Annotated in this window: 28 protein-coding genes; 9 read left to right on the plus strand and 19 right to left on the minus strand. The window is 53.5% G+C overall.

The features are described 5' to 3' along the window. Positions 1 to 44: 44 nt before the first annotated feature. The 15 genes from K5621_RS17485 to K5621_RS17555 all read right to left on the minus strand — a co-directional run bounded on the left by K5621_RS17485 (position 45) and on the right by K5621_RS17555 (position 15,707). A complete protein-coding gene (locus tag K5621_RS17485) occupies positions 45 to 539 on the minus strand; it encodes an MSHA biogenesis protein MshF (protein WP_221049898.1) in 495 nt (164 codons plus the stop codon). Further along, complete coding sequence (locus K5621_RS17490) at positions 539 to 1,759, minus strand: type II secretion system F family protein (RefSeq protein WP_100141874.1); 1,221 nt, start codon at positions 1,757 to 1,759, stop codon at positions 539 to 541. The genes K5621_RS17485 and K5621_RS17490 overlap by 1 nt, the downstream gene beginning before the upstream one ends. A 2-nt stretch (positions 1,760 to 1,761) precedes the next feature. After that, positions 1,762 to 3,516 (minus strand): GspE/PulE family protein, encoded by a 1,755-nt coding sequence (locus K5621_RS17495; protein ID WP_100141873.1) that lies wholly within the window; start codon positions 3,514 to 3,516, stop codon positions 1,762 to 1,764. Further along, positions 3,513 to 4,826 (minus strand): tetratricopeptide repeat protein, encoded by a 1,314-nt coding sequence (locus K5621_RS17500; RefSeq protein WP_221049899.1) that lies wholly within the window; start codon positions 4,824 to 4,826, stop codon positions 3,513 to 3,515. The genes K5621_RS17495 and K5621_RS17500 overlap by 4 nt, the downstream gene beginning before the upstream one ends. Further along, positions 4,823 to 5,734: an ExeA family protein gene (locus K5621_RS17505; RefSeq protein WP_221049900.1), complete on the minus strand. Its 912-nt coding sequence runs from the start codon at positions 5,732 to 5,734 to the stop codon at positions 4,823 to 4,825. The genes K5621_RS17500 and K5621_RS17505 overlap by 4 nt, the downstream gene beginning before the upstream one ends. Before the next feature lie 8 nt (positions 5,735 to 5,742). Next, a complete protein-coding gene (gene mshL, locus K5621_RS17510) occupies positions 5,743 to 7,422 on the minus strand; it encodes a pilus (MSHA type) biogenesis protein MshL (protein ID WP_221049901.1) in 1,680 nt (559 codons plus the stop codon). Next, on the minus strand, positions 7,422 to 7,748 hold the full coding sequence (locus tag K5621_RS17515) for a general secretion pathway protein GspB (RefSeq protein WP_245003106.1): 327 nt from the start codon (positions 7,746 to 7,748) through the stop codon (positions 7,422 to 7,424). Before K5621_RS17515 ends, mshL begins: the two co-directional genes overlap by 1 nt. Then, on the minus strand, positions 7,729 to 8,388 hold the full coding sequence (gspM, locus tag K5621_RS17520) for a type II secretion system protein GspM (RefSeq protein WP_221049902.1): 660 nt from the start codon (positions 8,386 to 8,388) through the stop codon (positions 7,729 to 7,731). The genes K5621_RS17515 and gspM overlap by 20 nt, the downstream gene beginning before the upstream one ends. Next, the gene (locus tag K5621_RS17525) at positions 8,385 to 8,984 is read right to left on the minus strand and encodes a PilN domain-containing protein (RefSeq protein WP_100141868.1); all 600 of its coding nucleotides are present in this window, start codon (positions 8,982 to 8,984) and stop codon (positions 8,385 to 8,387) included. The genes gspM and K5621_RS17525 overlap by 4 nt, the downstream gene beginning before the upstream one ends. Further along, on the minus strand, positions 8,981 to 9,865 hold the full coding sequence (locus tag K5621_RS17530; protein WP_245003107.1) for a type IV pilus biogenesis protein PilM: 885 nt from the start codon (positions 9,863 to 9,865) through the stop codon (positions 8,981 to 8,983). The genes K5621_RS17525 and K5621_RS17530 overlap by 4 nt, the downstream gene beginning before the upstream one ends. 191 nt (positions 9,866 to 10,056) lie before the next feature. Further along, positions 10,057 to 11,970, minus strand: a complete 1,914-nt coding sequence (csrD, locus tag K5621_RS17535; protein ID WP_221049903.1) for an RNase E specificity factor CsrD — start codon at positions 11,968 to 11,970, stop codon at positions 10,057 to 10,059. A 228-nt stretch (positions 11,971 to 12,198) separates the two neighbouring features. Further along, the gene (locus K5621_RS17540) at positions 12,199 to 13,446 is read right to left on the minus strand and encodes a malic enzyme-like NAD(P)-binding protein (protein WP_221049904.1); all 1,248 of its coding nucleotides are present in this window, start codon (positions 13,444 to 13,446) and stop codon (positions 12,199 to 12,201) included. 176 nt (positions 13,447 to 13,622) lie between these two features. Beyond that, a complete protein-coding gene (locus tag K5621_RS17545) occupies positions 13,623 to 14,459 on the minus strand; it encodes a thermonuclease family protein (RefSeq protein ID WP_100141865.1) in 837 nt (278 codons plus the stop codon). A 79-nt stretch (positions 14,460 to 14,538) separates the two neighbouring features. Further along, positions 14,539 to 15,201, minus strand: coding sequence for an SDR family NAD(P)-dependent oxidoreductase (locus tag K5621_RS17550; RefSeq protein ID WP_221049905.1), 663 nt, complete (start codon positions 15,199 to 15,201; stop codon positions 14,539 to 14,541). After that, positions 15,198 to 15,707: a hypothetical protein gene (locus K5621_RS17555; RefSeq protein ID WP_221049906.1), complete on the minus strand. Its 510-nt coding sequence runs from the start codon at positions 15,705 to 15,707 to the stop codon at positions 15,198 to 15,200. The genes K5621_RS17550 and K5621_RS17555 overlap by 4 nt, the downstream gene beginning before the upstream one ends. Positions 15,708 to 15,918: 211 nt before the next feature. Here K5621_RS17555 and ubiD point away from each other — a divergent pair, with 211 nt between their 5' ends. From ubiD to K5621_RS17570, 3 genes are all read left to right on the plus strand, one after another. Continuing rightward, complete coding sequence (gene ubiD, locus K5621_RS17560) at positions 15,919 to 17,400, plus strand: 4-hydroxy-3-polyprenylbenzoate decarboxylase (protein ID WP_054744491.1); 1,482 nt, start codon at positions 15,919 to 15,921, stop codon at positions 17,398 to 17,400. A 67-nt stretch (positions 17,401 to 17,467) separates the two neighbouring features. After that, positions 17,468 to 18,166 (plus strand): NAD(P)H-flavin reductase, encoded by a 699-nt coding sequence (gene fre, locus K5621_RS17565; RefSeq protein ID WP_221049907.1) that lies wholly within the window; start codon positions 17,468 to 17,470, stop codon positions 18,164 to 18,166. Between the two features lie 155 nt (positions 18,167 to 18,321). Further along, positions 18,322 to 18,702, plus strand: coding sequence for a gamma-butyrobetaine hydroxylase family protein (locus tag K5621_RS17570; protein WP_100141861.1), 381 nt, complete (start codon positions 18,322 to 18,324; stop codon positions 18,700 to 18,702). A gap of 43 nt (positions 18,703 to 18,745) precedes the next feature. Here K5621_RS17570 and K5621_RS17575 read toward each other — a convergent pair whose 3' ends face one another. The 3 genes from K5621_RS17575 to K5621_RS17585 all read right to left on the minus strand — a co-directional run bounded on the left by K5621_RS17575 (position 18,746) and on the right by K5621_RS17585 (position 20,726). Next, the gene (locus K5621_RS17575) at positions 18,746 to 19,840 is read right to left on the minus strand and encodes an MJ1255/VC2487 family glycosyltransferase (RefSeq protein WP_221049908.1); all 1,095 of its coding nucleotides are present in this window, start codon (positions 19,838 to 19,840) and stop codon (positions 18,746 to 18,748) included. A 9-nt stretch (positions 19,841 to 19,849) separates the two neighbouring features. After that, positions 19,850 to 20,362: a phosphatase PAP2 family protein gene (locus K5621_RS17580; protein ID WP_100141859.1), complete on the minus strand. Its 513-nt coding sequence runs from the start codon at positions 20,360 to 20,362 to the stop codon at positions 19,850 to 19,852. 121 nt (positions 20,363 to 20,483) lie between these two features. Next, a complete protein-coding gene (locus K5621_RS17585) occupies positions 20,484 to 20,726 on the minus strand; it encodes a YgjV family protein (protein ID WP_100141858.1) in 243 nt (80 codons plus the stop codon). A gap of 334 nt (positions 20,727 to 21,060) precedes the next feature. Here K5621_RS17585 and rraA point away from each other — a divergent pair, with 334 nt between their 5' ends. After that, the gene (gene rraA, locus K5621_RS17590; RefSeq protein ID WP_025011574.1) at positions 21,061 to 21,546 is read left to right on the plus strand and encodes a ribonuclease E activity regulator RraA; all 486 of its coding nucleotides are present in this window, start codon (positions 21,061 to 21,063) and stop codon (positions 21,544 to 21,546) included. 108 nt (positions 21,547 to 21,654) lie between these two features. After that, complete coding sequence (locus tag K5621_RS17595) at positions 21,655 to 22,677, plus strand: formimidoylglutamase (RefSeq protein WP_221049909.1); 1,023 nt, start codon at positions 21,655 to 21,657, stop codon at positions 22,675 to 22,677. Positions 22,678 to 22,753: 76 nt separating this feature from the next. On the opposite strand, the gene K5621_RS17600 is transcribed toward K5621_RS17595, so the two are convergent. After that, positions 22,754 to 22,936, minus strand: a complete 183-nt coding sequence (locus K5621_RS17600) for a hypothetical protein (RefSeq protein WP_221049910.1) — start codon at positions 22,934 to 22,936, stop codon at positions 22,754 to 22,756. A 12-nt stretch (positions 22,937 to 22,948) separates the two neighbouring features. Between K5621_RS17600 and ubiE the strand changes: the two genes are divergently transcribed. The 4 genes from ubiE to tatA are packed head-to-tail and all read left to right on the plus strand — an operon-like array spanning position 22,949 to position 26,289. Continuing rightward, positions 22,949 to 23,704: a bifunctional demethylmenaquinone methyltransferase/2-methoxy-6-polyprenyl-1,4-benzoquinol methylase UbiE gene (ubiE, locus tag K5621_RS17605; protein ID WP_100141856.1), complete on the plus strand. Its 756-nt coding sequence runs from the start codon at positions 22,949 to 22,951 to the stop codon at positions 23,702 to 23,704. 1 nt (position 23,705) lies between these two features. Further along, positions 23,706 to 24,338: a ubiquinone biosynthesis accessory factor UbiJ gene (locus K5621_RS17610; protein ID WP_221049911.1), complete on the plus strand. Its 633-nt coding sequence runs from the start codon at positions 23,706 to 23,708 to the stop codon at positions 24,336 to 24,338. After that, entirely contained in the window at positions 24,335 to 25,984 is a 1,650-nt protein-coding gene (gene ubiB / locus K5621_RS17615) for a ubiquinone biosynthesis regulatory protein kinase UbiB (RefSeq protein WP_221049912.1), read from the plus strand. Before K5621_RS17610 ends, ubiB begins: the two co-directional genes overlap by 4 nt. Before the next feature lie 59 nt (positions 25,985 to 26,043). After that, on the plus strand, positions 26,044 to 26,289 hold the full coding sequence (tatA, locus tag K5621_RS17620) for a Sec-independent protein translocase subunit TatA (protein ID WP_044735310.1): 246 nt from the start codon (positions 26,044 to 26,046) through the stop codon (positions 26,287 to 26,289). Positions 26,290 to 26,293: the final 4 nt, after the last annotated feature.

The raw sequence follows: 26,293 nt of genomic DNA on the forward strand, positions 1-26,293 counted from the left end.
ATCATGGATTTTAGCAGTTCCATCGAGAGAAAATACCGCCTCGGTCAATAATCTGTATTAACCGTCAAAAAAATGACCCGTCCGCTTTCCAACTGATAGTTCAAGCTTTCGCCTGAGGAACTCAAATAGCGACAACTTTGATCCTGTTGAATAAATTGTGCCTGAATCACGGCCTTATCCGGTACGCCCCCCAGAAGCTGTTGCCAAAGGGCCGCGCAGCCACTGTCATCCCGACTGGGCGCCTGTGGCCAACCGGCCTGATTCATGGTCAATTGGCTTAATGGTGGTGACTGCCCCTGGGTTTGCCAATCGAGCAACATCTGCTCCGGGCGCCCCAGACTCAACCACTGGGACCTCACCATGGCCAACACATTCAGCAACCTATGGTGTTCAAGCTGTAAGCCTCTGGCCGATACCTGATCCACAGCGGAAAAATAACGGACGCCCAGCACCGCCAGAACGATCAACAATATCACCAACGCGGCCAGTTTGGCGAAGGTTCGCAGCAGATCTTCCTCTGCCTGGTGTTGGTTTGGCATCAACGCCCACCCTTGACCACATTCAGCATGTCCCACATCGGCAGATAGATGCCCAGAGCTAGGATCAGCACCACGATAGCCACTATGCCGATCAGGATCGGCTCCAGCCTGGCGGTGAGGTTCTTGAGATCATAATCTACCTCACCCTCATAAAAATCGGCGGCATCGTTGAGCAGTTGATCTATGCGGCCGGTTTCTTCGCCGACGGCAACCATCTGCAATACCAATGGCGTAAACAGTTGACTCTGGTTGGAAACCCTCAGCATGGATTCCCCCGCTTCGACTCCGCGGCGCATATTGACGATTCTGTCGTGCATATAGCTGTTATCCACGGCATCGGCCACCAAGCTGAGCGCCTGAGTCATGGGTACCCCGGCACTCAGCATCATGGCAAAGCTGCGGCAATAACGGGCCAGGGTCGAGCGTTCTATGATGGAACCCACCGCCGGAATATGCAGTTTCCAGCGATCCCACTGCTTTTCCCCTTGCTCTGTCTTGTGCCAATAACGCAGTCCAAGCACAGTTGCGACCAACCCCAGCAACATCAAGGGCCAATAATTGACAAACAAGTTGGAAGTACCGATAAGCAACCGGGTCGCCCAGGGTAATTCGGCACCGAAGCGGGAAAACATTTCGGCGAACTTGGGGATCACCATGATATTGAGGATCACCAATGCCAGTGCGACTGCCAATAGAACAAACATGGGATAACGCATGGCGGATTTGATCCGCCGACGAGTTTCCTGCTCTCTCTCGATATAACCGGACAGCTGTAGGAAGGCATCTTCCAGCTTGCCGGTGTTCTCACCCACATGCACCATGGCCACAAACAGCGAATCGAACACATCCGGGTGATGGTTCATCGCCGATGACAGCGGCCGCCCGGCGGTCAGTTGCTCAGAGACGTCCTGCAGCGCTTCTTTCATCCGCTTGGAGTGGGTGGTCTCCGCTAGCCCGGCAATGGCGCGCAGAATAGGAATGCCGGAGCGAGTCAGGGAATACATCTGTCGGGTGAAGATCTGCAGCTCTTCCAGGCTGACTCTGCGTTTGAGTAGGCCCTTGAGGCTGAGATCCCGGCCCGCTTTGACCTCATTGAGTTCCAACGGGATCACGGCTCTGGCGAGCAACAGATCGGCCGCCGCACTCTCGGAGGCGGCATCCAGCTGTCCCTTGACCGGTTCACCGCGGGCGTCTCGGCCCCGATAGGCATAGAGCGGCATAATCAGACCTCATCCCGTTCCATCATCTCGGCCGCCAACGGCACTTGAGATTCGGAAACATCTTCCACCAGTTTGGCAACCTCTTCTATGGTCGTCAGGCCCGAGTGCAAGTACTCCAGAGCCGATTCAGCCAGAGGGGTAAACTGTTCGCTGGCATAGGCGGCGCGGGCAAATTCATGGGGATTCCCGCGGCGCATCGCCTCTATCATGTTTTCATCCAGCTCGAGGAGTTCAAATACCCCGATCCGGCCACGATAGCCGGTGCCGGAACAGCTTTGACACCCAGTGCCCACTCTAAACCTAGCATCGGAAAAGTCGCGCTTGCTGATGCTCTGGAGCCAAACTCTGTCCTGCGGCGTGGGCTGATAATCGGTGGCGCAGTTCTTACACACCCGCCGCACCAGGCGCTGGGCGATAATGACTCTAAGGGCACTGGCCACCAAATAACTGGCCGCCCCCATATCGAGCAAACGCAGGGCACTGGTAATTGCATCATTGGTGTGCAGGGTCGAGAGCACGAAGTGACCTGTCAGGGCGCCGCGCAAGCCGATTTCGACGGTTTCCTGATCCCGCATCTCCCCCACCATTATGATGTCGGGGTCCTGGCGCAAGGTAGTGCGCAGTACATTGGAAAAATCCAGGCCTATCTTGTGATTGACCTGCACCTGGTTGATCCGCGGCAGTTGGTATTCCACCGGATCTTCCACGGTAATGATCTTGCTCTCAGCCTTATTCAGTTCACTGAGAATGCCATAGAGTGTCGTAGTCTTGCCCGAGCCGGTAGGACCTGTAACCAACAGCATGCCGTGGGGGCGTTTTATCTGCCGCCGTACCCGCTCGAGAATATGCGGCGGCATCCCGGTTTCATTCAGGGTCAAGAGGCCAGCCGATTGGTCTAACAGCCGCATCACCACAGACTCGCCGTGATAGATGGGCATGGTAGACATACGCACATCTATCTGATGACCTTTGATTTCAATATGAAAACGACCATCTTGGGGCAAGCGTTTTTCCGAGATATCCAAGCCGGCCATCAGCTTGAGTCTGAGCACCAGCGCCGCGGCGATATTGACCTCTTTGAGCACGTTTTCCTGCAACAGACCATCTACCCGCTGGCGGATCCTGAGCGACTTGTCGCCGGGCTCAATGTGAATATCCGAGGCACGGATCTGCACCGCATCCTCGAAAATCGACTGCAGCAACTTAACCACTGTGGTCTCATTATCGCTGTCGCCTTCGGTCAGACTGGCGAGATCGAACTGATCATCGGCGGCGTATTCCTCCTCCAACTTACCGGCCATCTGGGCGATGTGGCCGGTGCGGCGATAGAGGTTATCAAAGGCATCAAACAGCTGTTGCTCTTTAACTACCGCCAGTTTCAGGCGCCTTGGAGCCAACAGTGCATCCAGCTCATCCAACGCCTGCAGATCGGCTGGATCGCTCATAGCCACCAGCACAGAATCGTTATCGGCCTCAATCACCAGCGCCCGAAAACGCCGTGCCTGTACTTCAGACAAGAGGTTGACCACCTCGGTAGGAATGGGACGTTTGCTGATGTCGATAAAGGGAATATTCAGCTGATGAGAGAGGAACTGCAACAGCTGCTCCTCGCTGATAAAGTCCATGTCTATCAGGGTGCGCCCTAACTTGCGGCCGGTTTGCTTTTGTTGCGACAGCGCGTTTTGCAGCTGCACTTCGCTGATAATCTGCTCCTGTACCAGGAGATCACCGAGGCGCATTTTCAACTTGGGTTTCACTGGCGGCCTCCTATCTGGGCGAGTCGGTTTTCTATGTAATCACGGGCATCCGCGGACAAGCCCTGGCGCTTGAGTGCCTCCTGGTAACTGGCCTTCGCGGCATCATAAGCGCCACTCGCATCCTGGGCATAAGCCAGCCCCAGCCACCAGCGGCCCTGAGAGGCATCCTGCTGGATCAGGCTAAGATAACTTTGCTGTACCAAGGGCCAATCCTTGAGGCTTTGGCCTATTTCGGCCTGCAGCAACCATTTTTCCCGGCCAAGCTCGCTGCCATCGGCTATCTGTTGCAGACTGGCGAGCGCCAGAGGCAACTCGCTGCGGGCCTTTTGCACCCGGGCCAGCAGTAACCAAAACACAGGTTGCTGCGGATAACGCTCGGCGCCCTGACGCAGCAATACTGCCGCCTTGTCCAGCTCGCCGCGGCCATAAAACAGCGCCGCGAGCTCCTGACGGGCGCTGTGGTTGGCATCATTCGAGCGCAATGCATCGGCGAAGGCCGACATCGCCTTGTCTGTCTGGCCCAGTTCCTTGGCCTGCAGTCCCTGTTGTAACTTTTTCTGCGACAGCTCCGCCGGGGTCAGAGAAACCTGAGTCACGCTCATTTTCGCCTGACTGGGCTTGGAGGCTTCCGCGCCAGGGAACTGGGTATTTTCTTGCCGCCCAAGATCGGCTGGCCGACTTGATGCTTCATGGTGACCGAGGCTTTCGGCTTGTATTGAATGAGCAGGCTCTTGTTCGGGCTGTTGCTCGAGTCTTGCATCAGCCTTGGCGGCCGGAATATCACTAACGGCCTTGGTATCAAGCTTCCCAGAGGCGGCACGGTTCGAGTTTAAGCTAACGGCTTTTGAGTGATTCGTTTCTGAGTCTGGGCCCTGGGCGTTCAATGCTGCATTAAGCTCGCTAGACTCTTCACTTGTTAGCTTTGGCGCCAGGCTCTTGCTGGGCAGTTGCAACGCCGAGGTGTGCGTCTCTGGCACAGGACTTAAGCCGCGGTTGTCGTCGCTCATACCGGCAACCACCTGCGGCAATCGATGACGGCCAGAGGGACCAGGCTCATACGGCACTGTCTGCGATGGCTCGGTTCGGCTACCGCTTAGGTTTTGAGTTTGGGATGAGCTTGGATTGTTATCTCCCAGATAACCGCCCAGCCATAATCCCAGCGCCAACAGAATGATGCCAAGCAGCGTGCCACCCAGCAGCAACCACCAGGGATTGGCCGCTTGACTGGCCTGCCCTATCGGCACATGAGCTAAGTTGTGCGGCTGCTGACGTTTATCCAGATCTTTGAGCATCTGATTGACCACGCTCATAGTCCGGCTCCCTTCATGGCATAAACCCCGACCGAGGCGCCGACTGAAGCAAGGAGCAACGCCAGAGTCGGCCAAAACCAACGCCAGTTGCCAAGATGAGAAGCATCTTCGGTATCCTTGATGGCGCCCTTGATATGCGTAGATGTCACTTGCTGTTTACCTTCACCGAAACAGAGCAGCAGCGCCTTGTGCGCCAAAATATTCACCAATCTGGGGATCCCTCTGGCGGCGATGGCGATACGCTTACTGTCTGCGGCGCTGAATAACGCCGGTCCCTGATAACCGGCCACCGCCACCCTGTGGCGCAGATAGGCGTAGACTTCGTCCCGGGTCAGCGGCCGCAAACGATAGCTGAAGGTGATCCTCTGGCGTAACTGGCGAAACTCTTGCTGTGCCAGGCGCGCATCCAGCTCGGGCTGGCCGAAGATCACCACCTGCAGCAGCTTGCGACTCTCGGTTTCCAAATTAGTCAGCAGCCGCAAGGCTTCCAGGCTCTCATCCGGCAAGGCCTGAACTTCATCGAGTAAGAGAACAATATTGAGTCCCTGAGCGCTAAGCGCCAGCAATTGTTGTTGGATCAAGCCACTGAGTTGCTGCTGATCTTTCACGTCATTCACGGCGATCCCCAATTCTTCGGCAATCGCCAGCCTGAGTTCTGCCGGGGTCAGATAAGGGTTGGGCAACCAGGCGCAACAAAACTGCTGCGGCAGCTCGTTGAGCAATTTACGGCACAGCAAGGTTTTGCCGGTTCCCACTTCGCCGGTAACCTTGATAAAACCCTCACCGGTTTGCAGCGCCACCTGCAATACTTGCAAGGCCTCCACATGGGGAGCCAACCCCAGAAAAAATCCTGTGTTGGGGGTCAGGGCAAAAGGCATGCTCTGCATGCCAAAATGCTGCAGATACATAGTGGCGGCTATTCCTGTGGATACCAGCGGTCGAGCAAGCTCTGGGAGCGTTGCAGCTCTTTTTGCCAGGTGCCATCAACCACCACAGTCGGCTTGAGCAAAATCACCAGCTCAGTCTTGCGCTTTAACTTGCTGCGATTGGTAAAGGCTTCACCGATAAAGGGAATATCGCCAAGCAGCGGCACCTTGGATACCACTTCGGTATTCTCGCTCTTCATCAGGCCGCCTATCACTACCACATCGCCGGACAGCGCCTTGATGACAGTATCGGACTCACGGATTTCACTCTGGGCCAAGGGCAGATCCAACGCCGAGTCACTGATCTTGATGCTCTTGTTCTGCTCTTTCACATCCGTGACTGAAGGGTGCACATGCAGCAGCACACTGCCGTCTTTGTCTATCTGAGGCGTCACGTCCAGAGCGATCCCCGAAAAGAAAGGCGTCAACTCCACCTCAGGCGAAGTCACCGGAGTGGTACTGGCCACAGTGGTGGAGGAGACATCCGTGACAAAGTATTCATCACGGCCAACTTTGATCACCGCCTTCTGGTTGTTGGACGCTGTCACTCTGGGACTAGAGAGCACATCGACATCGCCTTGGGTATCGAGCAGGGTAATCATAGCGGCGAAATCTGTGCCTTTGAGTGATAAAGAGGTTACCCCTCCGATCGCTTCGGTGATCTGATTGCCAAACGAGCCCTCGCTGGTGCCAAATTTGATATCAGTATTACCGTCGGCCAAAGCGCTGCCAAGCACATCCTGCCATTGGATCCCCTGCTGATAACCATCGGAGAGGGTGACTTCGAGGATCTTGGCTTCCAGAATCACCTGCCGCTGCAGATGGCTCTCAGCGGTGGCAAGGAAACTGCGAATTTGCCGCAACTCGTCCGGATAGGCTCTGACGGTTACCAAGCCGGCCTGAGGTGTCACCACCACTGAGCGACCATCACCGCGGCTGCCGAGAATCGATTCCAGGGTCTGTTGCAGTTCGCCCCAGAAATCTGTCTTGGTGCGGGAACTGATAAAGGTACCGTTGGTGTTATTGCTGTTCTGGTTGTTGCCGTTGTTACTGGTGTTATTGCTGAAATTACTGTTACTGTCGTTACCCTGACTGTTGTTCTGGTTGTTATTATTGCCGTTATTGTCGTCAGAGATCCTACCCGAGCTGACCGAGGTCAGCGACAGGCCGATGCGTTCCATATAAAGGTAATTGACCGGGAAAGTCTCGGTTCTAAGGCCAGCGGGATAAACCCTCAAGACTCGTCCTTCACGGCTGATTTCATAGCCGTAAATGTCCTGCACTACCTGTAAGGCTTCACTCAGGGTCACCCCCTTGAGCGACAGAGAGATATTGCCGCTCACTTGTGGGTGCACGGCCACGCTGAAGGGCGTGCCTTCCACCAGACTCGGAAAAAACACCCTGGCATCGACATCATTAGCCGAGACATCGAAGCGTCGCTCGGTCTGCATGGGGGTTGCCAGTCCACTCAGGAGACTATTGGCATTCAACTCCTGCTGCACACCGGGAGGCAGGCTGGCCGGAGGCGGCACCACCGCCTTGGCATTTTGCTGTGCCAAAGAGTCGCGTAACGCCTCTTTGGAAGCGGCTGGGTTGGGCCTATCCGTGGTTTGACAGGCCGCCAGGCCCAAAGCCAACAACGGCAGCATATAGGCGAGTCTGGTTTTCATTAATGTTTTTCCTTGCGCTCGGTAATCGCTTGAAACAGATAGAGACGGCGACCGTCGGCCAGCAAAACGCTGTCCTGATCGATACGGCTTAATACCACTCCCTGAACTCTGTCTCCCTGGCGGTAAATTTGATTATTGATCACGGCCCGCTTGCCCTGTGGCCCCTTGAGCAGGCTGTTAAGCACCAGGCTCTGCTCGCCCGGCTGCTTGGTCGAAAGGCTCACCCCCTGTGCCGGCATGGTGGGATCCCGTAAACTGGCGGCAACGAGCTCCTGGCTACAGAGCAGCGCCAATAAGATTAAGCCCTTAGCGAGTAGATGCCACACTGATAAAGTCCTCATTGATGCTGAGCGTATATAACTCGAGCTGCACACTGGCCTTGGGATACTCAGACACCCGGTAATCCAGGCGTTTCCAATAAAGCTTATCCGGCATATTTTCCACTGCCAGCATAAACTTAAGCACAGCAAAATAGTCGCCCTCAAACTCCAGCACTATCCCATGACTATAGAGATTCATCTGCTGCTCATCGTCCTTACCCACCACCAGCAAAGGCGTTGGTGCAATAGACTTGAAGCCGGTCAACTGTATACCCTGAACCCGCTCTAACAAGGCGGTGAGCAGGGCTGGCATATAGTTGGCGGGCACCATGTCGACCATCTGACTGTCCAGCTGTTGATCCAGCGCAACGATATCACGATTCACTTGCGCCAAACTTGCCTTGAGCGGCGTATCAGGGTCTTCCGCCAGACGTTGGCGATAGAGCGCCAGCTGCTGCTGACTGAGCTTGATGCTACTCTGGTCGGCATGCAGGCGTTGCAAATTGCTCTGGCGCTCCAGCCAGAAAGACTCCAGCGGCAGATATAGTAGTAATAACAGCAACAACAGGGCGGCTCCTGCCACCATGCCTCTCTCTCTTTGGCTCAGGCCATTAAAAGCCTGCCCTAGGCGCCGAAGGAAACTCATTTTTTCACCTCCGGAGCGTTACTGGTCAGAACAAAGCCCAGCGGCTGACCAGGCTCACGAGCCATAGTCATGGAGGCAAACGAGCGCCCTCTCAGGCTCTCAGTTTGTTTGAGCTTGTCTATCCAGCGCGGTAGGCTCTGTGGATATTGGCCGAAACCTTCAAACTCCAACAGATCGTCTTCCAGCTTGATGCGACTCAACCACACACTGCCATCAGACACTTGAGCCAACTCCTGCAATACAGGTGCAAACCCCTTGGAGGTCATACGCTCCCGCTGCCCAAGTTCGGTCAGCAGCATGCGCTTGAGCTCACGTTCCTGAGTTCGACGTTCCAGTTCAATGACCAGCTCGGCACTCGGCTGACGCTTGGCCAGTTGGGCCTCTAACTGCTGCTTTTCAACATCGAGTAGCTGCCGCTGAGCATTGATCTCGACCAACTGTTTGGCCAGAGACTGTTGTTGCCACCATCCCAGGCCGATAAGCACTCCTCCCAACAACAAGAGCACACCTGCAACAGCCAGCAGGCGGGTGAAACTCAACCTTAATCTGGGGGGCAGGAGTGAAGAGGAATAGAGGTTAATCCGGGTCTTGCTCATTTGCTTCCCCGCTTAAGTTCCTGATAGCTGAGTTCAGCCATTTTCATACCAACATCCATGCCATTGACCGGACGCACTTGTTGATTAAAGTTACGGGATATCAACTGAGCCAAGGCATCGGTTTGCCCCTGAACCATGAGGTCGATTGAGGCCACCGGTGCTTGCCTGAGCTGACTTTCAAAAAAGTCCATCGAACGTTGGATCTCCAGGCTCAAGGTATCAGCAATACCAAATCCCAAGGATTCAGCATCGGTCTGATGCAGTTCAGAGAATCCGCGGATATGTCGCTGCATATAGAGCTCGCCTTCACGCACCACTGTGAGCAATAACTCCTGTCCCGGCACTTGGCTTATCATCAATCTGGCCAAAGGGTCTTGGTTAAAGAGGTTAGTGGGCAATAACTCTTCGATGCTGATCCCCGCCAGCTCCATGCCAGCCTGGTCTATTTCTTGGGCCAAGGCCGATAAACCACTGCGGGAACAAACCACCACATTGAGTTTGTCACTGCTTTTTATCGGCGATTCAAAGTAATCCAGGTGAATATCGGCCGGTGGAATACTGACCATATCTTTGATAGCCCACACCAGTGCCTGGGCCATCTCATCTTCAGTCACTCTGGGCCGGTCGGCATTCAGGAGTTGATAGCGGCCAAAGCCCAGAGTTAACTGCAGCTTGGAGGGGCCAAAGTCGGCATAAATGGAAGCAAACAGGGCATTCCAATCATCCTGTTCAATGGGATAGCTCTGACAAAGGGTATCCTGATTATCACTAGCGGGACGAAAGACCCAGGCCTGATTAGCCGCGAGGAAGAGGCCGGTAGCGGCACCTGAGTGGGGCGAGCCAAAGTGAAAAAGGCGACTGATAAATGACATATTTGTCATAGATAACCCCTGAGTCCCTGTGAAAAACTGGTGAAACCGCAGACAAAGACAGGGTCTACGGCCCCTAAAGATTTAAGTCAATATTTTGGCGTGACTATTTTAAAGACTAATCACTTCATTTTATAGGCAAATCTTCTCAAACTGAGAACTGCTCTTAAAGATAGGTCTGCCATTGCTGATAAACAAGTCAATCAGGCTATTTCAGATACAGGTTCACTGAACCAACTGCCCTGGGCGGCACTGACCCCGAGTATTCTCAACGTTTGCCACTCTTCGAACAGCTCCACCCCTTCGGCACAAACCTGTACTTCGGTGCGGTAGAGTCCACCTATCAGGCTACGAACAAACAGCTGATTTTCCGGCCGTAGATGGATCTGTCGCACTATGGATCTGTGCAATTTTATCAGCTCGAACCCCGTGTCCTGAATATATTGGGTACTGATCACCTGCTGTCCCACATGATCGACACACAAGCGCGCCCCCATTTTACGGATCATCTGCAGCCGGGAGGCGATTTTTTCCTGGTTGGGGGCCGCGATATCCTCACTGATCTCAAAGATCAATCTACCGGTCAGATCACGATATTCCAATAAAGTCGTGCGCAACCAACGAATAAAGGCGCGGCTCATCAACGAATCCAGGCTCAGGTTGATGCTGAAACAGACCCTCTTGTCCGCCTCTTTCGGCAATAACTCAAACAAGACTCTTTCCAGTGTCTGGCGTTCGATTTGCGGCATCAAGCCGCATTTAACTGCCATCGGCAAAAACAGGGTCGCCCGCACCAGGTTGCCCTCGGGATCTCTGGCTCGGGTAAACACCTCTCTGTGATGCAGCTTACCATCACAATCCATCACGGACTGGGTATAAGCCAGAAAACGCTTGTTGACCAAGGCCATTTCCAAAAAACTGCGCCAACGCACCGAGCCCTTGGCAAACTCCTGATCTACCGCGCCCTTATCATACATGAACCAGGTGTTGATCCCCTGCAACTGCGCCGCTCTCAGCGCCATTTCTGCCTCTTCCAACAGCTGCTGCTGACCATCCCCCACCTTGAAGTAAGCGCCGCCGAGATGATAGAAGTTGTCGGCGTTGTCCAGCTTGGGCAACACTTGGCTTTGGCAGACTTTTAACAAACGGATCGCCAGTTGATCAGCCTCCGCCAGCGAAATTTGGGTCACCACTATCGCAAACTGGTTATGGGAACGACGGGCAAAAAAGCTGTTGGGCTGTGACTGCAGTATCTGGCTGATGCCATTGACGTTTTGTCTGAGCAGTTCCAGCGTCAGGCTGTCCCCCAACTTTTGTTGCAACAGATCCAGATCCTCCAACTCCAGCAGGTAGAGCACCCCATGGGCAATCATGCCCTGCTCATTGCTCAAGGCATCGAGGCGATTATTGAGAAACAAGCGGTTACCTATGCGGGTGTCGGGATCCAAAAAGGTATTACTGCGGATAAACTTGTCAAATCTGGCACGCTCTTTCTGGGCATCGGCCAGCTCTTCCAGCAAACGACTGAGGGCGCGGTTAATCAACCTCGGCTTCCCCTTGCCCGGCATCGCCAGTGCTTTTTCATGCTCACCCAGGAGGATCAAACGGCTGCGCTGAGCCAACTCTTCAATCCCCTCCAGTTGCCGCGAGTACCAGAGATAGCCGAAGCGAACAAACGCCAGTACGGCCCCCACACCAACAAGAATAATCAAGACTTCGTACCAACCGGGCCTGTGCTGTGAAAACGGCTGCGGCAGTTCCAATTCCATCCTTAACCCAGGTTTGCCTTTAAGCTGAGCGTGATAATAGACCAGGCTCTCTGAAGCTATATTACCTTTGTATTCAAACAGTAATTTATCGTGATGCCAGAGCTTAAAGCTGGCGGCATTGTAGGCGAGTAACATGGGGGGCAGCCAGGACTCCAGCTCCCAGTTATTGCTGGGCTGGTATTGATTGGCCAACATGGTTTCCAACTCTGTGACCTTCTGTTGCTGGAACTTATAGGTCAGCTGCAGAAAACTCATCATGGCACAGAGCAAAAATACAAATGCCACAGTCGTCAGCGACAACAGCCAAAAGCTGGTGAGTTTTTTGGTGAGAATTCGGGTGAGTTTCATCGAGGGCGTTCCTGCCAGTCTTCTTATTCTTCTGGGTGTTGAGCCGCCTCACTGCGGGAACTCAGTGGGTTGATTATTCAGTAGCCATGCACAAAAGGCAACCGATGCAAACAAATGCTTTGGTTACCCCACAGAAACAACAAAGGGGCCAACTAGGCCCCTGATACCATTTCCGATAAAGTTTGACTCGGTAAACGTAAGCGAAATGGTACTTGAAATATGCGCCGATCAGACTTCCTGATATTGTGGCAGCGTGTCTATCTGAGCCACCCCAGAGTCTATTGCGGCTTGGGCCACAGCCTTGGCGACTTTAGGTAGCAATCTTGGATCCATCGGCTTGGGCAACACATACTGAGGGCCAAAGCTCAACTCGCTGACATTGGGGTAAGCCGCCAACACAGATTCGGGCACAGGCTCCTTGGCCAGTTCGGCAATGGCATAAACCGCAGCTATCTTCATCTCATCATTGATGCGGCTGGCACGCACATCCAGGGCGCCACGGAAAATGAATGGGAAACAGAGCACATTGTTGACCTGGTTGGGATAGTCGCTGCGACCGGTTCCCATGATCAAATCGCTACGTATCTCATGAGCCAGTTCAGGCTTGATCTCGGGATCCGGGTTGGAGCAAGCGAAGATCACCGGCTTCTCGGCCATCATAGCCACTTCCTCGGCGCCGAGAACATCAGGGCCAGACAGCCCCAGGAACACGTCGGCCCCCTTGATCACATCCTGCAGCGTGCGCTTGTCTGTGTTGTTGGCAAACAGCGCCTTGTACTCGTTGAGATCTTCACGGCGAGTATGGATCACGCCTTTTCTATCCAGCATGTAGACATTTTCACGCTGGGCACCACACTTGACCAACATGCTCATACAGGCAATAGCCGCTGCGCCTGCGCCCATACAGACAAATACCGCCTCTTCCAATTTCTTACCTTGGATCTCGAGGGCATTGATCATCCCGGCGGCAGTAACGATTGCCGTACCGTGCTGGTCATCATGAAACACAGGAACCTGACAGCGCTCGATCAGTTCACGCTCAATTTCAAAGCACTCGGGCGCCTTGATATCTTCCAGGTTGATACCGCCAAAGGAGTCGGCAATCGCCTCAACCGTATGAATAAACTCTTCAGCTGTACGGTGTTTTACTTCAATATCAGTGGCATCGATATTGGCAAAGTGCTTGAACAACAATGCCTTTCCTTCCATTACTGGCTTGGATGGCAAGGGGCCGAGGTTACCCAGTCCCAAAATGGCGGTACCGTTGGAAATCACGGCAACCGTGTTGCCCTTGTTGGTGTATCTGTACGCATTGGCAGGATTGGAAGCGATTTCACGTACCGGCTCCGCCACCCCCGGGCTGTAGGCCAGCGCCAGATCCATACTGGTCTCGGCGGGCTTGGTCAGCATGACTGCAGTTTTGCCTGGAACGGGAAACTCATGATAGTCGAGCGCTTTTTGACGGAAATCTGTCATTTTAAAATCCTGAAATGCGGAATGATATTAAGTAAAAAACCGTACAAACACAGGTCTGGATCACTGCGAAACTCTCACCACAGTGACTCAAATCACAAGGCGCTAAAGATACGCGAAAAGGCGCGATTTTAAAACAGTGGATGGCAAATTTTCCAATTAAGTCAGGCTTTTTGCTTCTAAGGGGGATTTTCCAAACTTATCTGTGAGGGATGAGTGGCAATCATCTGCCATTTTTTGTAGGAAAAATACAACCTACCCCGCACCACAACGGCTCTCTTAAGCGAGTTCAGCGCCAAAACATTGCTAAAATTACCAGATCCGGCCTGAGGTATGCCGACATAGAAGTTATCATCCAGAATAAGCCACAAATACTGTCCCTTTCTTTCAAAATCTGTCACTACACCTCTGACCAGGCGATATTGATTTAAATCCTGCTGGCCGATAGCCAAAGTCGCCTTGGGCGCATAGTCGTCAAACTGCCACAAGCCAACATTCTGAGTGCGCGCTTGTTGCTCCAACTCGGCAAAGCATTCCCAAAATGGATGTTCCTGATAGACCCTGGCCATGGCGAAACCCTGTTGCAGCAACGCCTGCTGCAATAATAAACCATCCGCAGTAAACACATAGGCCAGAGTGCGACCATGGGGGTCTAGTTGGGTCGGGCCATACATCAGCGCCAGCTTGTCCCCCACGTTGAGCTTAGAGGCGACAAAGGCTCTGGCCTCTAAGCTGTAGGGCTGGGAGAGGCCCGGATACTGATGATCTATCTCGGGGGCATTGACGCCTATCAAGCGTATCAGGCGACCATCTTTGAGAGTGAGGGTATCACCATCATTGATATAGGCGAGTGTAACCGTTTCGCTGGCAGTATAGGGAATGCACAGATTGTCTGCGGCATTGGCCTGCACCCATCCCGTAGACAGCAGAGTGCCCAGCAACAACAAGCAATTTATCAAACCCGAATGCAGGCCAAAGCCTGCGCCTAGGCGATTAAGGTTCCATTGAAATATCATAGCGCCTCCCTTGGCTGTGTTACTTCTTGGCGGCCCCGACTCACAGTGCAAAATCTTTTTTAACTGTTAACTATGTATCCTAGCCCCGGGTCAGGGTGATATCCGAAACATAGCCGTGATCGCAGTTTTGTAAGGCGTTACTTAGCATGATTGCCGCTTCATCGGCCGTCATAAAACTCGATGTATCCACCAACTTACCGCTGCTGGGCCAAAAACCGGTTGCCATTCCACCGGGGTAGACGGCTATCAGTTTTATTTTGCTGCCTTTGAGTTCCAAGCGTAAGGACTCCAACATGCCTCTGACGGCCCACTTTACCGCGCAGTAACTGCTCTCTTCGGCCTTGGGTTGCAGCGCCGCGGTAGACATGACAATCACCAGTGTCATGCTCTCTTGCCGCCAACGAGCTAGCATGGCTCTGAGCAGCAATAGAGTAGACAACAGATTATTGTCGATAAGGCTCTTGATCTCGGCCGGTGACTGAGTTTCCAGGTTACCGAAGCGACCGCTGCCGGCACAGTGCAGCAGCATTTCGGGGGCCTCGCCCAAAGTGTCGAGCAGAGCCTCAATCGCGCTCGGATTGGTTAAATCTGTGGCTTGAAAACTGACACCGGGCAACTCTGCCGCCAGTTGCTGCAACCTCTGTTCACTGCGGCCGGTTAACAGTAAGGACTCACCTTCAGTATGATAGCGCCTCGCCAGCGCGGCCCCCAAGCCACTGCTGGCTCCGGTGATCAATTTCATTTGTTTTGCTCTCCAACTTCAGATGGGGACTGCGGCAGAGGCCGATAGGTTTGGCTTTGCCAGTCAAATTGATAAGTCTTGCCCTGCCATTGATACAAGGTGCGATTACCTTGTTGTATCACCCTGGCGTTGGCCGGTAGGCTGGCGCGACTCTCGGTGTCCGCCAAGGTTTCGAAGTGAGTCGTGAATCGCTGCGGTGGCGCAACCACCACAGGCTCCGGCTTGGGTTGCCTGCGATATACATAGGGGCGCTGCCAGCGATCTCTGTACCAAGGTTCATCCCACTGCCAGCGATTCCACGGGTCATAGCGCCAGGGCGATAGCCAGGGATTATTGACGCCCCAATACAGGCCCCAGTGACTCCTAGAGCCATGGTTATGGTGACGGTTATAATCTTCTCTATGAATATCCCTTTGATAGTGGCGCTCGGCATGGGAGTTATCTCCGGCAGCAGCCAACAGTGGCAAACTCATCAGTATCAGACTCAGGAAAATAGCTCGTTTCATATAGCCTCCAGGCTTCAAGGCCCACTGCTTGCATGCTACTACGCCTAGCGCTTGGTTTCATCTGGGACCAGAGGAGTCCTCAGCCCCAAATAAACATATAGGCACACAAGATCTCTGAAGCTTAAGGATTAAAGCTTAACAGTTAACCACCGCTATGATTAATGCTATAGTGCGCGCCATTAATGCATTCGGCAGCGGAGGCTATTTCCACATGAGTTTTAAGGATTTACGCAGTTTTATCGATCACCTTGAGAGTCAGGGTGAGCTCAAGCGTATCAGCTATCCGGTTGATCCTTATCTTGAAATGACCGAGATAGCCGACCGGGTGCTGCGCGCCGGTGGCCCGGCCCTGCTGTTTGAAAACCCCAAGGGCAAACAAATGCCTGTGCTGGTTAACCTCTTCGGGACTCCGAAACGGGTCGCCATGGCACTGGGTAAAGATGATCCCATGGCGCTGCGAGACGTGGGCGAACTGCTGGCGTTTCTCAAGGAGCCCGAGCCCCCCAGGGGCTTCAAGGATGCTATTGCCAAGATCCCCATGTTTAAGCAAGCACTGAACATGCCGCCCAAAACAGTGCGTAACGCCCCTTGCCAAGAGGTGGTGTTGCAAGGCGATCAGGTCGACCTGACCGCCCTACCCATTCAGCACTGCTGGCCCGGCGATGTTGCACCGCTGGTGACCTGGGGTTTGACCATCACCAAGGGGCCGAGACAGAAACGCCAGAATCTGGGGATCTACCGCCAACAACTGCTGGGCAAGAACAAGCTAATCATGCGCTGGTTGTCACACAGAGGCGGCGCATTGGACTTTGCCGACTTTAAGCAGCAGCACCCAGGTGAAAAATATCCCGTGGTAGTGGCGCTGGGCAGCGACCCTGTCACCATCCTCGGCGCCGTCACTCCAGTCCCCGATGCCATGAGTGAATATGCTTTTGCCGGACTGCTGCGCGGCGAGCGCACCGAAGTGGTCAAGGCCTTGAGTTGCGATCTGGAAGTACCGGCCACCAGCGAAATCATTCTCGAAGGTTATATCGATCCCGAAGAGATGGCGGTGGAAGGCCCCTACGGTGACCACACAGGTTACTACAATGAAACCGACAGCTTCCCTGTGTTTACCGTAACTCATATCAGCCACAGAAAAGACGCCATCTACCACAGCACCTACACGGGAAGGCCACCGGATGAACCGGCCATGCTCGGGGTAGCACTCAATGAGGTCTTCGTTCCTATCCTGCGCAAGCAGTACCCGGAAATCGTTGACTTCTACCTGCCTCCGGAGGGGTGTTCCTACCGGATGGCGGTGATCTCCATCCGCAAACAATATCCCGGCCATGCCAAGCGGGTGATGATGGGAGCCTGGTCTTTCCTGCGTCAGTTTATGTATACCAAGTTTATTGTCATAGTCGATGAAGACGTGAATTGCCGCGACTGGCAGGACGTTATCTGGGCCATAACCACTCGGATGGATCCCAGCCGCGACACTGTGATGATAGACAACACCCCCATTGACTATCTGGATTTCGCTTCGCCCGTGGCAGGGCTGGGATCCAAGATGGGCCTGGATGCCACCAATAAATGGGAAGGTGAAACCAACCGCGAATGGGGCACCCCCATAGTGATGGATCAAGAGGTTAAACAGCGAGTGGACGAGATTTGGGAACAGTTGGGCATAGAAGACCAAGCGACCCTTTAATCACAATGACTGCTTTAAACCGAAACTAAAAATAAGCCTTCAACAGAGAGGTAAAAAAGGAAGTTCGATGAATAGTATCCGCTGTAAGATAGAGAAAGTTGCCCCATTTAATGACGCTGTGTACCAAGTATTGCTGCGCCCCGAAAAACCGCTGGAGTTCAAGGCCGGTCAGTACCTGCGTGTAGTAATGGATGAGAAAGACAAACGTTCTTTCTCCATAGCTTCGGCCCCCGGCAGCGAACTCATAGAACTTCACATAGGTGCGGCCGTCAGTGAAAGCTACCCAATGCAGGTGGTCGAGCGGCTGAGAAACAGCAGCCATATCGATATCGAAGCCCCGGGCGGCGAAGCCTTCCTCAGGCACCAGAGTGTCAGGCCTAGGCTCTTGATTGCCGGTGGTACAGGTTTCTCCTATATCAAGAGCCTGGTGGAGCAGCAAATCGCCTTGGGGCAAAAGGTTGAAACCCTGCTCTATTGGGGCTGCCGCAACCCAGAAGCCATGTACTACGAAGCCATCGCCAGAGAGTGGCAGCAAACATACCCCTGGTTACATTTCGTGCCGGTCGTAGAGCAGGCAGAGGCCGGTTGGGCTGGGAAACAAGCCAATCTACTGGCGCAGATACGTTCAGACTTTGTCAGCCTGGTGGGCTATGACATCTATATTGCCGGTCGTTTCGACATGGTCGGGGCTGCGCGCGAACAATTCCGCGAGATGGGACTGGATGAAGCCCACCTCTACGGCGATGCCTTCGCCTTTATCAAATAGGTTATTCCCCCATTATCAATCACGGCCGCTGCATGCGGCCGCTATTTTTTGCCACCATTAATGTGTGTCAGCTCTCATCCATCGGGGTGCACAGCCCAAGCGCTCTGACATAGAATAAGCAGATACACAGCAACGCCGGATACAATGGAGTTCCCATGAGTCACCCTCAAGTCACATCACTGAAACTGAAGCGTAAATCCAAACTGCTCGAGATAGGCTTCGATGATGGTAGTCAGTATCAGCTGAGCTGCGAATTTCTGCGGGTTCACTCTCCGTCGGCCGAAGTTCACGGCCATGGCAACCCCAAGCTGGTAACTCACAAGAAAGAGGTCAATATCAGCGCCATCGAGCCGGTCGGCAATTATGCGGTGAAACTGGTCTTCGACGACGGCCATGATACCGGCCTCTATTCCTGGCAGATACTGCACCAGCTCTGCACCCAACAAACTGAACTCTGGGAACAGTATTTGGCGCGATTGCGTGCCGAAAAGGGCAGCCGTGAAGCCCTGATCAGCATGAATATCAAATATAACTGAGGAAGATGCGAACAAATTCCGCGAGGAGTTATTCGTACCTTTGCTAGCGGATCAGCGAGCCCAAAGGCAGTCCGCTGAGCGCCCTGGCATCCTGCTTGGAAAACCAGGTGTCGGGTAATGTCACCTGCTGCCACAGCTCCCGGCACAGCGATTGACTGTCCTGCCAATTGCCTGCCAATAGCCAAGGCACCAGCAGATCGCCCACATCCGGGTAGTTAATCGGCTCAGGGCTACCCCGTTTGAGCCAACGTTTCACCGTTTGCGGCTCCAGCGTCATCATGCTGTCGGCCGCTGCCAGCAGCTCGAGGGCGGCGACATTCGACAGCTGTTCAAACTGCCCAAGCAAGGGTTTAACCAAGAGCTTTTTACCCAGGGTCAGGGCTTCACTGGCCAGTTCAAATCCGGCATTGGCTATCACCCCACCGCAACTGGCGAGATCGGCCTTGAAGCCTTCACGATCAAAACCATGCCACAGAATATGCTCAGGTAAAGCAACTGGCGCCGCCTGGCTGTGATACACCATAAAACGGTAGTCATGGAAAGGGTGCAACAATTCGGCAATAGCTTGTGGGCTCTCAAACGGCAGATACACCAAAATATCGTGCGAATGTTCCACGGCGCAGCGACTGACATCGACAAAGGGCGGCAATATCGGATAACCAAAGTGATGCCAGTGACACCCCAATGCCTGATCCACCGGGGCAAAGTTCTCCAGCAACCAGTTATTGAACCAGGAGTTTGCTACTTTGGGCACCGGATATCTGAGGGACACCTGATGGCTGATGCTTATACTGGGCACTCCCTGACGCCTGGCGGCCCAAGCCGAAACCGGCTCAAAGTCATTGAGCAAGAGATCATAGCCATTGAGATCCAATTCGCGAATGTCCCGCCAAAGCTCAATGGCGGAATTGTGCATCAGTGTCTTGGGGATGCTGACCCGTCCCTTTTGAGTCACAAAAGTCAGCCCGGCACAGACTCGGTAATCGCCGAAGGCCTGCATATCAAAAAACTGCTCCGGCTGGCGACCACTGAAGAAATAATCAACCTGAATATCGTGCTTTGCCAAGGCTTTGGCTACTACTCTGGCGCGACTCAAATGGCCATTCCCTGTGCCCTGAACGCCGTAAAGTATCCGCATTGATAGTCCTTATATCCAAACTACTGCTATGAGAGTGGCACTGCTGCCCAAAAGGGCACCGGCCAAGATATCGAGAGGGTAATGAACACCGAGAAACACTCTGGAAACCCCAACCAGGCCAGCCCAGATAAATGCCGGCACTGCCAGCTGCGGGTAAATTTGCCATACCGCACTGGCGAACACGAAGGCACCCGCCGTATGGCCGGACGGCAGACTGAATTTGTCAGAGGGCTCAAAGCTGGCCCTGAAGCCCACCATAACCTGATGGCATGGGCGTTTACGGCGAATGGCATTTTTCAGCAGCAGGTACAAAGGCAATTCCACAGCGTACGCCAACAGCAACAAGGCGAAGAAACGCGACCCATCCTGCTCCAGCAACATGAGCAGCGCCAGACACAGGTAAAGCGGACCATTACCCGATGCAGACAACTTGAGGGCACAGGTTTCCAAGTCATATTTGCGGCCAAATTGTGTCAGCGCGCGAAAGGTTCGAAGATCGAGTTCAGCAAGGTAGGTAAACATGGCTGAGGCTCCTTCTGTGGACAGTAAGGAGCCGGGGCAAGGGCTCCAACCTGTGTAGCAGTAAAGAGCCTAGTCAAGGGGTGTGACGGACAGGTGACACCTGCCCTAAGCTTTTATGACATCAGGCGGTGACAGTAGCCCGACCGCGATAGATTTTGATCAAATGATAGATGTTAATACAGGCCACAAAGGCGTTCATCCCTGCTACTGGCCAGGCAGAAATAGCGGCACCGTAAATCACAAACAGGGTACAACCGGTAAAGTTGATCCAACGCAGCCAGATGATGTCCTTCATCATCAGAGAAATGGCCACCATGATGGAGGCAAAATAGCCAATAATTTCAATTGTGTTAAGAGCTTCCATAAGGCACCTCATTCAGGCTCTCTGCCATCCGTAAGCCTGACGGGGGATCCGTGCCCCTAAAGCAGGTTAAAGTTAAGTAAGTTTGAATGGCACCAATGCTAACAAAAGCCACAACAGAGTTGTAATAAAAATACGTTATTTAATGACTCACATCAAAAAACGCTGCATATATAGACAGGAGTTACGAAATATTACCACGCAAATGTTAACGGAGAGAAAATCCAGCAATACCGTGATTGATAACACTTTTCTTTTCAAGAATCCCTTATATACTGGCATTTAGTGCGTTATCCCGCGGTCTTGTCAGACCCTGCGGTTCAACAGGAGTGTAAATATGGAATACAACACCTCAGAACTTTGTGACATGTACCTGGATGTTGTCGATGTCGTCGAGCCTATGTTCAGCAACTACGGTGGCTGTAGTTCATTTGGCGGCTCCATTAGCACCATCAAGTGTTTCGAAGACAACGGCCTCATTCTCGATGTATTGCAAGACGATGGTGAAGGAAAGGTTCTGCTGGTAGACGGCGGGGGTTCTCTGCGCCGGGCTCTGATCGATGCCTCGATTGCCGAGGTTGCGGTCAATAACAACTGGGAAGGCATTATCGTTTACGGTAGCGTGCGCGATGTTGATGCCCTCGAAGAGCTGGATATAGGTATCCAGGCTCTGGCCTCCATTCCTGTTGGTGCCGATGGCAATGCCATTGGTGAAGTGGACATTCCGGTGAACTTCGGTGGTGTCACCTTCCTGCCGGGCGATCATATCTACGCCGATAACACTGGGGTGATCCTCTCTCCCGAACCCTTAGATATCGACTGATAATCTCTGTTGAACTAAAGCCGGCTTCCGCCGGCTTTTTTGTTGCCTTTTGCTCAGCCTCGGCCAGAATAGAGACTATTCTTGCCCCGTCAGAGAAAGGGATATTCTATGGAACTGCCGCTCTCCCCCATCACGCAAGCCAAGCTGGCTCAATCTTTCAGCCCCAGAGAAGGTGAAACCCGCCTTGGTCAGAAAGTGCGCCTGCTGCCAGGCGCGGCAAGCTATATGGATGCACTGACTCAGGCCAAAGCCGCAGGCGCCCGTTTTGCCATTATCGGTATCAAGGAAGATCTTGGGCCCAGGGCCAATCTGGGGCAAGGTGGTGCCAATCAGGCCTTTGATGCTATGTTGCCGGCGCTGCTCAATCTGCAGTCCAACCGCTTTCTCAGTGGTGAAGAATGCCTGCTGCTAGGGGAGATCACCCCGGTAGCCAATGCTGCCAATGATTGTCAGCAACTCAGACAAGAGGTGGAGTCGCTGGATCGGCAGGTCATCGAGGCGCTAACTCCGGTTTTTGCCGCTGGACTTGAGCCCATCGTCATCGGCGGTGGCCACAACAACGCTTTTGGCATACTTAGCGCCGCCCGGGCGGCATTATCCAAGCCGCTGGCGGCGGTCAATCTGGACCCCCATTCCGACTTCAGGTTGCGGGAAGGCCGCCACAGTGGCAATGGTTTCAGTTACGCGGCGGCCAACGGCGCCCTGGGACATTATCATGTGCTCGGGCTGCATGAGCTGAAAAACAGTGAAGCCAATCTGGAACAACTTACGGCATTTGGAGGCAGCTGGCACAGCCTGCAGCAGATTTGGGTACGCCGCGAGCTGAGCTTGGAGCAGGCTCTGAGCGACATCGCTCGCCAGCTGCGCCATACGGGACTACCTGTCGCCATAGAGCTGGATCTGGATGCCATAACCCAGATGCCCTCCAGTGCCTCAACCGTTGCCGGTATTCCGCTGTTGGATGCCGCCCACTATGTCAGCCATATGGCGCGCCACACCCCGAGTATCTATCTGCATCTGGCCGAAGGCGCCCCGGCATGCCACGATGCAGGCCTAACCGCCGGTTACAAGGCCGTGGGTCAGTGTCTTGCCGAACTGATTTACGCCTATCTACAGGCCAAACAAGTTTGATAACCAGCACCAATCCTCGTCATAGCGTCGCGGCGGCATCACTGGCTCGAGCCATATACCCATGGCCACGGCATTCTCAACCATTGTCCAGAATACGATAGCCGCCGGGACTATTCACCCCCGGCGGATATTGTGGTCTAATGCGCAGTCTGGCCACTGGGCCAACAGCGTTTTTTACTGCGGCGATCACAGCTTGGTCGCGCAAAGATTCAGCAAGCCGCACCAATAGCTTACACTCGCTGCAATACAAGTTAGTCATAGGAATACACTGATGTCTGAAGGCTCACCAAAGAGTACACATTTCGGGTATAAAACTGTCGAAGCCGAAAAGAAGGCCGACCTGGTAGCCGGAGTCTTCCATTCCGTTGCCGCTAAATACGACATCATGAACGATGTCGCTTCCTTTGGTATCCATAGATTCTGGAAACGCTTCACCATAGAGTGCGCCGGTGCTCGCCCAGGAATGAAGGTATTGGATCTTGCCGGTGGTACCGGTGATTTAACCGCCAAATTCTCGCACCTGGTGGGTGACAAGGGCCAGGTTATTCTGGCCGATATCAATGATTCCATGCTCAAAGTCGGCCGCAGCAAGCTACGTGATAAAGGCATTGTGGGTAACGTCAGTTATGTCCAGGCCAACGCCGAGGCGCTGCCCTTCCCGGACAATCACTTCGATATCATCACCATCGCCTTTGGTCTGCGTAATGTGACCGACAAAGACGCGGCGCTGCGCTCCATGCAACGAGTCCTGAAACCGGGCGGCAAGCTGCTGGTATTGGAGTTCTCCAAGCCCCAGCATGAGATCATGCGCAAGGCCTATGATCTGTATTCATTCAAGATCCTGCCCAAGATGGGTCAGTTGGTTGCCAATGACGCCGACAGCTACGAATACCTGGCCGAGTCTATCCGCATGCACCCGGATCAGGAAACCCTGAAGCAGATGATGCTAGACGCTGGTCTGGAGCAGGTGGATTACATCAATATGACCGACGGCGTAGTGGCTCTGCACCGAGGCTATAAGTTCTGAGATGAATGAGCTGAGCCTGACATCCCAGGGACGGCTGCTTTGCTGCGCTGCTCTGGAGATGGCGCTAGAGAAAGTCACCGACCAAGCCGAGGGGGAATACGCCCGGTTGAAGTCGCTGCACGGTAAAGTCCTGTGCCTGCAACTCAGTCAATTGAATTGGCCGCTTTATTTAGTGTTTGCCAAGAAAATTCAGGTGCTTTCCAGCTATGAAGGCGAGGTGGCCGTGGTCGTCAAGGCCGATGCCACCACCTTATATCGCTTGGGTGAAGGCGAAAGCCTCACCGAGCTTATCAAACAAGACAAGCTGGTCATCGAAGGCGAACTCGCCCTGCTGCAAACATTCAGCCATTTTCTGCAGCAGGTCAGGTTTGACTTTGCCGAGCCACTCTCCCGTTATCTGGGCGATGCCCCGACGCATATCTTGTTTAGCGCTCTGCAGCGTGCCAAAGCAGATTTAAGTCGGGTGTTTAGCAAGACCCAGTCCCATCTGGTGCAATTAACTACCGAAGAATACGGATTAGCCCCTCATCGGCTTGAATTTATTCACCATTGCGACAAAATTGACGAACTTGCGGCCGCCACGGACGCCTTAGAACAACGACTCGCCAATTTGAAGGACAAGAAAAGCCCATGAGTTTCGCCAGTATCAAGAGAGGATATCAGGTTATCAGCATTGCCCTGCATTATGGCTTGGACGAGCTGTTGCCGAAAAAGTTGACCCCTTGGTACTTCAAGCTCTGGCGTCGCAGTCTGTTCTGGCTGCGCAACAAACATAAATCCAAGGCAGGTGGTGAACGGCTGAAACTGGCCATGCAAGAGTTGGGGCCGGTTTATATCAAGTTCGGCCAGATGCTCTCCACTCGGCGCGATCTGCTCAGCGATGACTGGGCCCACGAATTGGCCATGCTGCAGGACAGGGTTCCGCCATTTGACTCCAAGTTGGCGCGGCAAGCCATTGAAGCCGAGCTCAAGGCCCCCATAGAAACCCTGTTTGACGATTTTGATGATACCCCGCTGGCCTCGGCATCTATTTCCCAAGTACATACGGCGACGCTCAAGTCCAACGGCAAGCCCGTGGTTCTCAAGGTATTACGCCCCAATGTAGAGCAAAACATTCTCGCCGACCTGCAGCTGATGAGCCAGAGTGCCAAGCTGCTGGAAACCATTCTCGGCCCGGATAATCGCCTGCGCCCAGCCGAAGTGGTGGAAGACTACCGCACTACCATTCTGGGGGAGCTCAACCTTAAACTGGAAGCGCTCAACACAGTTAAGCTGCGCAACAATTTTCTCGACTCCAACGCCCTCTACATTCCCTATGTTTATGAAGAACTGAGCTATCAGCGCTTGATGGTGATGGAGCGTATCGAGGGGATCCCGGTGTCGGACATAGCCGCCCTCAAGGCCCAAGGCACTAACCTCAAGCTGCTGGCCGAGCGCGGGGTGGAGCTCTTCTTTACCCAGGTCTTTCGCGATAATTTTTTCCACGCCGACATGCACCCGGGCAACATCTTTATTTCTCGTGAGCACCCGGAAGATCCTTTCTATATAGGTCTGGACTGCGGCATCATGGGGACGCTCAACGACACGGATAAACGCTATCTGGCGGAAAACTTCCTCGCCTTCTTCAACCGCGATTACCGCCGTATCGCCCAGCTGTATGTGGAATCCGGTTGGGTTTCGGCCGATACCGACATTCAGGCCTTCGAGCAAGCAGTCAAAGTGGTGTGTGAACCCATGTTCAACAAGCCGCTGGATGAGATCTCCTTCGGCCATGTGCTACTGGAACTGTTCCGTACCGCCCGCCGCTTCCATATAGTAGTACAGCCGCAGCTGGTCTTGCTGGAAAAGACCTTGCTCTATATCGAAGGCTTGGGACGTCAGCTCTATCCTCAGCTGGATCTGTGGCAAACGGCCAAGCCTTTCCTCGAGCAGTGGATGGCCGAACAGGTCGGTCCCAAGGCAATGTTCAAAAAAGTGCAAACACAATTGCCCTTCTGGTCTGATAAACTTCCAGAGTTTCCGGAGCTGATATATGACAATCTGAAGCTGGGGCGAAATCTCCTTGGAGCTCAGCAGCAGATGTTGGACAAATATCTGAAGCACCAGCAGAAAGCGCACAAGAGCAATTATTTGTTAATCACATCCGCAATTTTGTTGATCTGTGGCACGATTTCACTCAGTCAGGACGCTACACTGTGGCCTTCCTATGTCACTATGGGAGCCGGAGCAATCCTGTGGTTTATTGGATGGCGATCCAGGCCCAAAATTAAGAAATTTTAATTAGTACATTTTAATTAAAGGTTCATAATTGAACCAAGATTATCTAAGAGGAAACCTTCATGGGTGGTATCAGTATTTGGCAACTTCTCATCATCGCGTTAATTGTAGTGCTGCTGTTCGGCACCAAGAAGCTGCGTTCACTGGGCGGCGACCTCGGCGGAGCAGTTAAGGGATTCAAGAACGCCATGTCCAGTGACGAGGACAAGAAAGCCATCGAGGACACTTCTGCACAGAATACTCAGGCAGACCCCAAAGCACAGGCGGCTGACAAGAAGCCAGAGTCCAAGGACAAAGAACAGGCGTAATTCC

Origin of the sequence: Shewanella carassii (assembly GCF_019670705.1) — a bacterium.
Lineage (GTDB): Bacteria > Pseudomonadota > Gammaproteobacteria > Enterobacterales > Shewanellaceae > Shewanella > Shewanella carassii.

Bases quoted from the DNA above. Each gene is read 5' to 3' on its own strand.
- K5621_RS17485 (WP_221049898.1), bottom strand. From the start codon at position 539: ATGCCAAACCAACACCAGGCAGAGGAAGATCTGCTGCGAACCTTCGCC.
- K5621_RS17490 (WP_100141874.1), bottom strand. From the start codon at position 1,759: ATGCCGCTCTATGCCTATCGGGGCCGAGACGCCCGCGGTGAACCGGTC.
- K5621_RS17500 (WP_221049899.1), bottom strand. From the start codon at position 4,826: ATGAGCGTGGTCAATCAGATGCTCAAAGATCTGGATAAACGTCAGCAG.
- K5621_RS17505 (WP_221049900.1), bottom strand. From the start codon at position 5,734: ATGTATCTGCAGCATTTTGGCATGCAGAGCATGCCTTTTGCCCTGACC.
- mshL (WP_221049901.1), bottom strand. From the start codon at position 7,422: ATGAAAACCAGACTCGCCTATATGCTGCCGTTGTTGGCTTTGGGCCTG.
- gspM (WP_221049902.1), bottom strand. From the start codon at position 8,388: ATGAGTTTCCTTCGGCGCCTAGGGCAGGCTTTTAATGGCCTGAGCCAA.
- K5621_RS17525 (WP_100141868.1), bottom strand. From the start codon at position 8,984: ATGAGCAAGACCCGGATTAACCTCTATTCCTCTTCACTCCTGCCCCCC.
- K5621_RS17530 (WP_245003107.1), bottom strand. From the start codon at position 9,865: ATGACAAATATGTCATTTATCAGTCGCCTTTTTCACTTTGGCTCGCCC.
- csrD (WP_221049903.1), bottom strand. From the start codon at position 11,970: ATGAAACTCACCCGAATTCTCACCAAAAAACTCACCAGCTTTTGGCTG.
- K5621_RS17540 (WP_221049904.1), bottom strand. From the start codon at position 13,446: ATGACAGATTTCCGTCAAAAAGCGCTCGACTATCATGAGTTTCCCGTT.
- K5621_RS17545 (WP_100141865.1), bottom strand. From the start codon at position 14,459: ATGATATTTCAATGGAACCTTAATCGCCTAGGCGCAGGCTTTGGCCTG.
- K5621_RS17550 (WP_221049905.1), bottom strand. From the start codon at position 15,201: ATGAAATTGATCACCGGAGCCAGCAGTGGCTTGGGGGCCGCGCTGGCG.
- K5621_RS17555 (WP_221049906.1), bottom strand. From the start codon at position 15,707: ATGAAACGAGCTATTTTCCTGAGTCTGATACTGATGAGTTTGCCACTG.
- ubiD (WP_054744491.1), top strand. From the start codon at position 15,919: ATGAGTTTTAAGGATTTACGCAGTTTTATCGATCACCTTGAGAGTCAG.
- fre (WP_221049907.1), top strand. From the start codon at position 17,468: ATGAATAGTATCCGCTGTAAGATAGAGAAAGTTGCCCCATTTAATGAC.
- K5621_RS17570 (WP_100141861.1), top strand. From the start codon at position 18,322: ATGAGTCACCCTCAAGTCACATCACTGAAACTGAAGCGTAAATCCAAA.
- K5621_RS17575 (WP_221049908.1), bottom strand. From the start codon at position 19,840: ATGCGGATACTTTACGGCGTTCAGGGCACAGGGAATGGCCATTTGAGT.
- K5621_RS17580 (WP_100141859.1), bottom strand. From the start codon at position 20,362: ATGTTTACCTACCTTGCTGAACTCGATCTTCGAACCTTTCGCGCGCTG.
- K5621_RS17585 (WP_100141858.1), bottom strand. From the start codon at position 20,726: ATGGAAGCTCTTAACACAATTGAAATTATTGGCTATTTTGCCTCCATC.
- rraA (WP_025011574.1), top strand. From the start codon at position 21,061: ATGGAATACAACACCTCAGAACTTTGTGACATGTACCTGGATGTTGTC.
- K5621_RS17595 (WP_221049909.1), top strand. From the start codon at position 21,655: ATGGAACTGCCGCTCTCCCCCATCACGCAAGCCAAGCTGGCTCAATCT.
- K5621_RS17600 (WP_221049910.1), bottom strand. From the start codon at position 22,936: ATGACTAACTTGTATTGCAGCGAGTGTAAGCTATTGGTGCGGCTTGCT.
- ubiE (WP_100141856.1), top strand. From the start codon at position 22,949: ATGTCTGAAGGCTCACCAAAGAGTACACATTTCGGGTATAAAACTGTC.
- K5621_RS17610 (WP_221049911.1), top strand. From the start codon at position 23,706: ATGAATGAGCTGAGCCTGACATCCCAGGGACGGCTGCTTTGCTGCGCT.
- ubiB (WP_221049912.1), top strand. From the start codon at position 24,335: ATGAGTTTCGCCAGTATCAAGAGAGGATATCAGGTTATCAGCATTGCC.
- tatA (WP_044735310.1), top strand. From the start codon at position 26,044: ATGGGTGGTATCAGTATTTGGCAACTTCTCATCATCGCGTTAATTGTA.